This is a genomic window from Oribacterium sp., from assembly GCF_057249185.1.
This window is the reverse complement of sequence record NZ_DBHIGR010000129.1, coordinates 1-6765: the sequence shown is the minus strand read 5'-3', so window position 1 is coordinate 6765 and position 6765 is coordinate 1. Positions and strand designations below refer to the sequence as shown.

Below are 6765 nucleotides of genomic sequence, written 5' to 3'. Positions count from 1 at the left end.
GAAATCCGGCGACGCAAAGCTATAGGGACTGTAAAATGTCAGCCAGCTGCAATCAAGAATCCCCTGACCAGGGTGAACTGATTCTGCTTCCTGACTCCCTCTTTATGAAGGAGTTATCACATGAAAAAGTTAGTTATCAAACTTGTTGTACTTACCGCATTATTTACCGCATTTTTCGCTATGACTGCATTCGCTGCAAAGGGCGATGCTAAAGCCGCTTTTACTAAAGTTAACGAAATCAGAGTTGCAAACGGCCTTCAGCCACTTACTTGGAACTTCCAGATCGAAAACGCAGCTAAGGTAAGAGCTACAGAAATCGTTAGAAGCTTTTCTCACACAAGACCTGATGGATCTGCATGGTACACAGCTGACCCAAGCGTTCTTTACGGAGAGAACTTAGCACAGTATTTCGATGGCGCTGATGAAGTTGTAGTTGCTTGGATGAATTCTCCAGCTCACAGAGCAAACATCCTTAAGCCGGAGTTCAAGTCCGGAGCTATCTACACTGTAGAAGTAAATGGCGAAGTTTACTGGGCACAGGAATTCGGTATCTAAAGAAGAAGTATAAAAGAACTGAAAACAAAATTGAAAAACTTGAACAAATTGAAAGAGTACGTAAGGGAAAGAGCTACCGAAAAATCATCGGCAGCTCTTTTTCGTTACAGAAATTTTCTTTTTATCAAAAAAATGAAAGGAATTGCAAAGCGTAGTTTTTTTATGATAGAATACAGTACACCGTAGCAGTACCGGCAGTACTTCATGAAGGGGATAGCGTATGGATAGCAAGGAAATTCGAAATGGAACATTCATCGTACAGGTAAAGTACACGGAGAATGAGACTTGGCAGGGGAAGGTTACCTGGGCAGAAAAGAATAAGAGTCAGTATTTTCGGAGCGCTTTAGAGATGCTGAAGCTGATGGACAAGGCTCTTACCGAGGAAGACTTCCCGGATGAGGAAGAAGAGGAATAAGAAAGCTGCGAAGTCAGTGCGATAAGTTGTAAAGGAAGCTTGTCTAAAACCATTGCCGAACTAGGCAACAGGGTAGCGGTGAAGGAGACTATGGAAAATCAATTGGAAAGGCTTTACGCCATAGACTTATTAGGCATTCTGGTCCATAAGTATCAGGATGGCCAGCTTGAGGGAGAAATCATTCATCAGTATAAAGAGGAAAGTACTCCCTTTTTTGGCGTACTGGATTTAATCAAGAAGATGGAGCTTCAGTACGATGAGTGGGACTATCCCCAAACCTCCACCAGAGACCGGAGCTTTCGGAAAAGAGAGAAGTATAGCTACCCGAACCGCAAGGGGAAGAAACGTCTTCCGGATGAGGCGGGAACTTTGGAGAAATTCCCCATTATTCAGAAAAGAGGAAAGCAGAGTACCTTCTTTATCCATACCAAATATCGGCAAAATGCCACCTGGCAGGGCGATATTTTTCGTGTGGAGGAGGAAGCCTGCTTCCCCTTTAAGAGTGTACTTCGAATGCTTCAAATCATGGACCGGGAGATGAGAAAGGATCAGGGGGAAGATGCATAAGAGGGAGAAACGTGAGAGCTTTTTTCTCTGCATAAGAGAAGAAATTTTCGGAAAGAGAGTCGATAAGAGAACTGCTTTTTTCGGCAAGCTTTCTTATCTGCCTCTTTTTTTGTTTATTCTTTTTTTTGCGTTTGCCTTAAGTTCCTGTGGAAAGAAGAGCACCGGCAAGATTCAGGGAAGGGAAATCCGTTTGGGAATTGACCGGGACAATGCACCCTTCTCCTACCTTGATGAAGAGAAAAATCCTGCCGGCTTTGATGTGGAGCTGATCGAAGCCATTGCCAAGCGGGAGGGCTTTACCGTAAAATTTGTTCCCATGAACCCCTCGGCTTTACAGTCTTCCGTGGTAACCGGCACCATTGTCGGGGCTATGGGGGGAATCGAAATTCGAGAAGAAAAGCAGCTGAGCTTTTCGGAGGCTTACGGAAGTTCTACCCTGGGACTTTTATACGGAAAGGATTCTTCGGAAACGAAGGAGCAGTCATCTGTACCCATGGGCAGGTCTTCGGAATCCGAGGATCAGCCTTCGGTATCGGAAAAGCAGTCTTCGGCATCGGAGCAAATGCCTTCTTTACAGGGAAAGAGCATTCTGGTCAAGGAGGGAAGCGGTACTGCGACCTTTCTGGAAAGCATCCGGCAAAAGGAAGGTTTTTCTCTGCTGGTGGTGCAGGAAAATCAGGATCTTATCCGGGAATGGCTGGCAGGAAACGGGGATTTTATTGCGGAGGATCTTCCGGTTTTGGAGGCTATGAAGGAAGAAATTTCAAAAATTGATGAGCAGGGAAGAGACGAAGACGATCTTCCTCCGGATCTTTTGGGCTTAAGCGAATTGGAACTGCAGAAAGAGAAAAATAGCATAGCCGGGCAGGAAATAGAAATATTTTCCTTAAAAGAGGAACAGCGTTACGGCCTGATGGTGGGGAAAGGCCAGAATAAAGAGCTGCTTCGTGCCTTTGTTCGAGGGCTGAAAAAGATGAAGGAAGACGGAGAGTGGGAGACACTTACGAAAAAATATTCTCTTTTTTCTTCCAATTCAAATCCCCAGTAAAATGCTATGAAATACTTGACAGGGAGAAAAAAAGCTGTTAGCATAGCAAACAATTCATTTTGGTGAAGGAATTTTTGAGAAAGGATCGTTGGCAGGATGAGAAGAAACAGAACAGAAATCAATATGATGAATTGCTGCTGTTGCTGTTGCCGTATGCATAGTCATAGGGCTTTTTGCCGTGCCAGCTGATTCTGAGGATATTTTTTGCGGATATATTTCAGCGAGCTGTTTCGGCAGCTCGCTTTTTTGTTTCATTTTCAAAAAAGAGTTCTAAGGGGGAGAGTATTTTGGATATTGGGTTTATAAAACAGTACATACCGATGTATGTGGAGGCGGGAAAGCTTACCCTGGGCATTGCCTTTCTGGGAATTTTGTTTTCCTTACTGATTGGTCTTGCCGCCAGCTTGATTTTGTACTATAAGGTCCCCCTTTGGAGGAGGGTGGTGCAGGTCTATGTGGAGCTTAGCAGAAATACGCCCCTTCTTGTGCAGCTGTTTTTCCTTTATTTCGGTTTACCGAAGCTGGGAATACGCTTCAGTTCGGAGCTCTGCGGTGTCATTGGCTTAAGCTTTCTGGGAGGAGCCTATATGACGGAGGCCTTTCGTTCAGGACTTTCCACCGTGCAGAAGATTCAAAAAGAATCTGCCCAGAGCCTGGGCCTGTCTAAAGGACAGATTATGCGTTACGTCATTTTTCCTCAAGCCTTATCGGTTTCCATTCCGGCCATCGTGGCCAATATGATTTTCCTGATTAAGGAAACCTCGGTATTCAGCGGAATCGCCCTTGCGGATTTGATGTATGTCAGCAAGGACTTAATCGGCCTGTACTATAAGACGGAGGAAGCCTTACTGATGCTGGTAATTTCTTATCTCATCATGCTTCTGCCCCTCAGTATTTTGGGAAATGTTTTGGAAAGGAGGATGCGCATTGCTTATGTTTAATACTTTGCTTTCTGCAAATGCAGAGAAGCCTCCGGTATATACCATCCTTTTTGCAGGAAATAATTTTCAGCGTCTCTTGTGGGGGCTCTTTGTTACCCTTCGAGTCAGCCTGATTGCGGTTTTGCTTTCTCTTCCCTTGGGTATTCTTTTCGGGCTTTTCATGAGAAGGAAGGATCCCGTAAGTCGGGGAATCAGCCAGCTTTATCTGGCCTTTATCCGGATTATGCCGCCGCTGGTTTTACTGTTTTTGGTCTACTTCGGCACGGCAAGAATTGCGGGCTTTCATCTTTCCGGAGAGGCCTCCGGCATTCTGGTATTTACCCTTTGGGGTACGGCGGAAATGGGAGACCTGGTTCGAGCGGCTATCGGCAGCATTCCCAAGCACCAAAAAGAAAGCGGCCGGAGTCTTGGCCTGAGCTCTTGGCAGATTTACCGCTACATCATTATTCCCCAAACCATAAGACGCCTGATTCCTTTAAGCATTAACCTGATTACCAGAATGATTAAAACCACTTCTTTGATTGTTTTGATCGGTGTGGTGGAGGTGCTGAAAACAGGGCAACAGATTATTGATGCCAACCGTTTCCAATATCCGAAGGCCTCCATTGTGATTTATGCGGTGATTTTTTTCCTGTACTTTATCGTGGGCTTCCCCATTTCCCAGCTGGGAAAATATCTGGAAAAGAAGCTTAAGGTATAGCCTGAAGGAAAAAGAGTTTTAAAAACGGTTTAGCAGGATGAAAAACGGTTTAACAGAATGAAAAACGGGTTAGCAGGTTTAATCGTGTAAAATGTATAGAGAAAGGAAACTATGGAAGAAATCGTACAGGAACAGCTTTTAGAGATAAAACATCTGGAGAAAAGCTATGAGGATGACAGCCCCGTGTTAAAGGATATTTCTTTATCGGTGAAAAAGGGAGAGGTGGTGGTGCTTCTGGGGCCCTCCGGCTGCGGTAAGTCCACCCTGCTTCGCACCATTATGGGTCTGGAGCGTATTCAGGGGGGAGAAATCCTTCTGGAAGGAAAAAATATTGTGGGAAAAAGTGAGGAGGCTCGGAAAGAGCGGCAGAATCTGGGCATGGTTTTCCAAAGCTATGACCTCTTTCCCCACATGAATATCATGGAAAATCTCCTTCTGGCGCCCATGAAGGTGCAGGGCAGAAAGAGGGAGGAGGCTGTGCAGGAAGCCCGGGAGCTTTTGGCCAGGGTTCATCTTTCCGATAAGGAAAATGCCTATCCTTCCATGCTTTCCGGAGGCCAGAAGCAGAGAGTGGCGATTATTCGTTCTCTGATGATGCATCCGAAGCTGATGCTTTTTGATGAGGTCACTGCGGCCTTGGACCCGGAAATGGTTCGAGAGGTTTTGGATGTGGTGATGGAGCTGTCGGAGCAGGGCCTGACCATGCTGATTGTGACTCATGAAATGGGCTTTGCCAAGGCGGTGGCGGATAGAGTGCTGTTCCTGGAGGGGGGAAAGATTGTAGAAGAAAATACCCCGGAGAACTTTTTCCAAAAGCCCGATACGGAGAGAGCACAGCAGTTTTTACAAAATTTTTCTTACGTGTCTCATAGACATGTTGGAAGATAAATGTTTATTCCGGAGACCCGGAGAGAGGAGAAAATATGAAGAAAAATGTGATTTTTAGCGGAGTGGCGATTTTAGCAGCCCTTTCCCTGGCAGCCTGCGGAGGCGGAAAGAAGGCGGAAGAGGGACAGACTACTGCAGCTGCGGAGCAGGGCTCCCAAAAGGCGACAGAGCAGGCAGGAGAAAAGGCGGAAGCGAAGACAGCTGAAACCGATGGAAAGTCCAGCTTTAGAACTGTAGATGAAATTAAGAAATCCGGTGTGATTCGTATCGGTGTGTTTACGGATAAGGCACCCTTTGGTTATGTAGATGAGAAGGGCGTAAACCAGGGCTATGATGTGTACTATGCCCACAGAATTGCGGATGATTTAGGGGTAAAGGTGGAATTTACTTCTCTGGATCCCGCTTCCCGTGTAGAGTATGTTTCTACCGGTAAGGTGGATATTACACTGGCAAACTTTACCGTAACCAAGGAAAGAGCGGAGAAGGTGGATTTTGCCCTTCCTTATATGAAGGTGGCTCTCGGTGTGGTTTCTCCGGACAATGCGGTGATTAAATCTGTAGATGAGTTAAAGGGAAAGACGCTGATTATTGCCAAGGGAACCACTGCGGAGACTTATTTTGAGGCAAATCATCCGGAAGTTAAGCTGCAGAAGTATGATGCCTATGCGGATGCTTACAATGCACTTCTGGACGGAAGAGGAGATGCTTTCTCCACCGACAACACCGAGGTTATTGCTTGGGCCAAGTCCAATCCGGGCTTTACTGTAGGCATTGAGACCTTGGGCGACTATGATACCATTGCCGCTGCAGTGGCTAAGGGTAATGAGAGTCTTCTGAACTTCCTGAATGAGGAAATTGAAACCCTTGGAAAGGAGCAGTTCTTCCATAAGGATTATCAGGAAACTCTGGAGCCTGTTTTCGGTTCCGATACCGATCCGGACAGCATTGTAGTAGAGGGCGGAAAGCTTAGCTAAATTGTTATGCGCTTCAGTGCTATAAAAAATATTTTTGTAGAAAATAATTAACGTTTAAGGAAAATACAAAAAAGAGAGAAAAGAGGGGATTATATCTCCTCTTTTTTTTGACGATAGAGGTAAAGCAAAGGTTTAAACTGCTTCCTTCAGGGAAACAGCTTGGAAGGACAGCAGGAAACAGTTTCGATGGATGAGCAAGGATGCTCTGTTGCGTGGGAAGGAGTCAAATTGAATACAGAACAAGAACTTCTTCCGGGATGGATGAAGGAAAAGGACAGCTTAGGCAGTATTTTCAAGGATCCTTTAAGTAAGACCGTAAAAAACCAGGCCTTTCGGGATTTGGCAGAGCGCTACATGGAAGAAGGGCAATGTGCGATTTACTTCAATATTATAGATTTTAAACTATACAATGAGCGCTTCGGCTTCGAGGCGGGAGATGCTTTGATTCTGGCTATGGCGAAGATTTTGAAAAAATATTTTCCTTATGCCTTGATTACCAGAATGTATGCGGACCAGTATGTTTTATTAACCCCAAATTCCGGACATTATGAGGCGATTTGTAAGGTGAGAGCCGCCATACAAAAGCTGGATCTTCCCATGGCTTTGGATTTTAAAGCGGGAATCTGCTTTGTCCGGGAACAAAAGAGCATCAGCACAATATGTGACAAGGCCAAAAC

At 45.3% G+C, this 6765-nt stretch carries 10 protein-coding genes; 9 read left to right on the top strand and 1 reads right to left on the bottom strand.

Features of this window, described 5'->3' with window-relative positions; all coding sequences use genetic code 11:
• Positions 1-120: 120 nt before the first annotated feature.
• The 4 genes from ACO4PX_RS07690 to ACO4PX_RS07675 all read left to right on the top strand — a co-directional run bounded on the left by ACO4PX_RS07690 (position 121) and on the right by ACO4PX_RS07675 (position 2585).
• The gene (locus ACO4PX_RS07690) at positions 121-555 is read left to right on the top strand and encodes a CAP domain-containing protein (RefSeq protein ID WP_007156896.1); all 435 of its coding nucleotides are present in this window, start codon (positions 121-123) and stop codon (positions 553-555) included.
• Between the two features lie 220 nt (positions 556-775).
• Positions 776-970, top strand: a complete 195-nt coding sequence (locus tag ACO4PX_RS07685; RefSeq protein ID WP_007156894.1) for a hypothetical protein — start codon at positions 776-778, stop codon at positions 968-970.
• A 90-nt stretch (positions 971-1060) separates the two neighbouring features.
• Positions 1061-1537 (top strand): hypothetical protein, encoded by a 477-nt coding sequence (locus tag ACO4PX_RS07680; protein WP_448973113.1) that lies wholly within the window; start codon positions 1061-1063, stop codon positions 1535-1537.
• Positions 1530-2585 carry a transporter substrate-binding domain-containing protein gene (locus ACO4PX_RS07675; protein ID WP_485572178.1) on the top strand — a complete coding sequence of 352 codons (1056 nt, stop codon included), beginning with the start codon at positions 1530-1532 and terminating at the stop codon, positions 2583-2585. Before ACO4PX_RS07680 ends, ACO4PX_RS07675 begins: the two co-directional genes overlap by 8 nt.
• Before the next feature lie 54 nt (positions 2586-2639).
• Here the strand turns inward: ACO4PX_RS07675 and ACO4PX_RS07670 are convergent, their stop codons facing one another.
• Positions 2640-2846: a hypothetical protein gene (locus ACO4PX_RS07670; protein ID WP_485572177.1), complete on the bottom strand. Its 207-nt coding sequence runs from the start codon at positions 2844-2846 to the stop codon at positions 2640-2642.
• 26 nt (positions 2847-2872) lie between these two features.
• On the opposite strand from ACO4PX_RS07670, the gene ACO4PX_RS07665 reads away from it, so the two are divergent.
• The 5 genes from ACO4PX_RS07665 to ACO4PX_RS07645 all read left to right on the top strand — a co-directional run.
• Positions 2873-3526: an amino acid ABC transporter permease gene (locus ACO4PX_RS07665; protein ID WP_315369215.1), complete on the top strand. Its 654-nt coding sequence runs from the start codon at positions 2873-2875 to the stop codon at positions 3524-3526.
• Positions 3519-4226 carry an amino acid ABC transporter permease gene (locus ACO4PX_RS07660; RefSeq protein ID WP_485572176.1) on the top strand — a complete coding sequence of 236 codons (708 nt, stop codon included), beginning with the start codon at positions 3519-3521 and terminating at the stop codon, positions 4224-4226. The genes ACO4PX_RS07665 and ACO4PX_RS07660 overlap by 8 nt, the downstream gene beginning before the upstream one ends.
• Before the next feature lie 111 nt (positions 4227-4337).
• Positions 4338-5114 carry an amino acid ABC transporter ATP-binding protein gene (locus ACO4PX_RS07655; protein WP_485554514.1) on the top strand — a complete coding sequence of 259 codons (777 nt, stop codon included), beginning with the start codon at positions 4338-4340 and terminating at the stop codon, positions 5112-5114.
• Positions 5115-5149: 35 nt separating this feature from the next.
• Complete coding sequence (locus ACO4PX_RS07650) at positions 5150-6088, top strand: cysteine ABC transporter substrate-binding protein (RefSeq protein ID WP_308579173.1); 939 nt, start codon at positions 5150-5152, stop codon at positions 6086-6088.
• Positions 6089-6316: 228 nt separating this feature from the next.
• The coding region (locus ACO4PX_RS07645) for a diguanylate cyclase domain-containing protein (RefSeq protein ID WP_485572175.1) at positions 6317-6765 on the top strand (449 nt) is incomplete at its 3' end.